Origin of the sequence: Kitasatospora sp. NPDC004799, assembly GCF_040609095.1 — a bacterium.
Lineage (GTDB): Bacteria > Actinomycetota > Actinomycetes > Streptomycetales > Streptomycetaceae > Kitasatospora.
The window spans coordinates 1-1,852 of record NZ_JBEXJK010000733.1; the positions used below are offsets into that span (position 1 = coordinate 1).

Consider the following 1,852-nt stretch of genomic DNA (forward strand, 5'->3'; position numbering starts at 1 on the left):
GCGCGCGCTCGGCGTACCGGAGGACGGCATCCCCGCCGGGCGCGCCGCCCGGGCCGCGCTCTACCGCGAGCGCACCCGGGGCCGGCGGCTGCTGGTCCTGCTGGACGACGCCGCCGACGCCGACCAGGTCGCCGACCTGCTGCCCGCCGGCCCCGCCGCCACCGCCGTGGTCACCGGCCGGGGCCCGCTGGAGGGCCTGGTCGCCCTGGAGGGGGCCGCCCTGCTGCGCCTGGCCGAACTGCCCGAGGACGACGCCCAGCACCTGCTGGAGCGCGCCCTGACGCCCGAACGGCTGCGCGCCGAGCCGGAGGCCGCCGCCCGGCTCGCCGGGCTCTGCGACCACCTGCCGCTCGCCCTGCGGATCGCCGCCGCCCGGCTGGCCGCCCGGCCGGACTGGACGGTCGCCGAGCTGGTCGCCGAACTCGCCGACGAGCGGACCAGGTTGGCCGTCCTGGACGCCGACGGCACGCTCTCCGTCGCGGCCCGGCTCCGGCTGACCCACCGCCGGCTCTCCGCACCCGCGGCCGAACTGCTCACCGCCCTGGCCGCCCACCCCGGCCGCGAGGTGGACACCGCCGCGAGCGCCGCGCTGCTGGGCGGCGCCACCGCCACCGCCCACCGGGCGCTCGGCGAACTGGCCTCCCACCACCTGCTCACCGGCACCGCCCCCGGCCGGCACGCCCGGACCGACCTGGTCCGGCTGTACGGCGCCGGGCTGCTCGCCGAACGGCCCGAACGGCACCGGCGGCTGCTGCGCGAACGCCTGGCCGACCACTACCTCGCCGCCCTGCGGCACTGCGGCTCCTTCCTGGACCCCGGGCAGGAGGACACCGCCCCGCCCGCCGGCCCGGCGCAGGAGGGGCCGGCGGTGCCGGCCGCCGTCGACATCCGCACCGCGCTCGACTGGTTCGACGCCGAGGAGCCGGCGGTCGCCGCGCTGGTCGCGGCCCCCGACACCGATCCGGCCCGCGCCTGGCGGCTCGCGCTGACCAGCGGCTCGCTCTACTACGGCGCCAGCCGCTTCACCGACTGGCTCGCCTGCGCCCGGCTGGGGCAGGCGGCGGCCGAGCGGTGCGGCGACCAGGTCGCGGTCGCGCTGCTGCTCACCTCCCGGGCGCAGGCCCTGGTCGCGCTGGAACGCCGGCACGAGTCCGCGGAGGCGGCCCGGAAGGCGGTGGCCGTCGCCGAGTCCGCCGGGCCCGCCGCCGCGTCCGCCCGCGTCCGGGCGCTCGCCACGCTGGGGCTGGTCACCGCGATGCTCGGCCACTCCGCCGAGGCCGAACGGCTGGCGGCGGCCGCCACCGCGCTCGCGCTGGAGTCCGGCGACCGCCGGCGGCTGGTCGACGCCAAGGTGCACCAGGGCTGGGTGAGCCTGGCCGTCGGGGACCGGGAGGGCGCCCAGCGCCGCTCCCGCGAGGCCCGGGAGCTGCTGCCGCCCACGCCCGTCACCCAGGTCCACCTCTGGTCGCTGCTGACCGAGGCGCAGGCGCTGCCGCCGACCGTCCGCGACGACGCCGCCGACCTCGCCTGGCACCGGCTGCTCGCCGCCTGCGAGGAGGCCGGCCTGCTGTACCTGCACGCCCTGGCCGAACAGTCGTACGCCGCCCACCTGTTGGCGCGGGGCCGGGAGCCGGAGGTGCGCGGCCGGCTGCGCACGGCGCTGGACCGCTTCCGCGCGCACGACCGGCAGTCGGGCTTCGTCAGCGAGTTCACCGCCGGCCTGGAGGAGTCGCTCGGCCTGCGCACCGGGCGGCGGCCCACGGGCGGCGGTGGGGGGGTGGGGCGGCGCCAGGGACACCGGCACCCACCCCGGCCCCATTCCGCGCGGCCAAATAGACGGGGGTGTCAGGCC

Annotated in this window: 1 pseudogene; it reads left to right on the forward strand. The window is 79.9% G+C overall.

Annotated features, from left to right (window positions below):
* Positions 1-1,852: pseudogene (locus ABZW03_RS40340) on the forward strand (hypothetical protein); the annotation flags it as partial.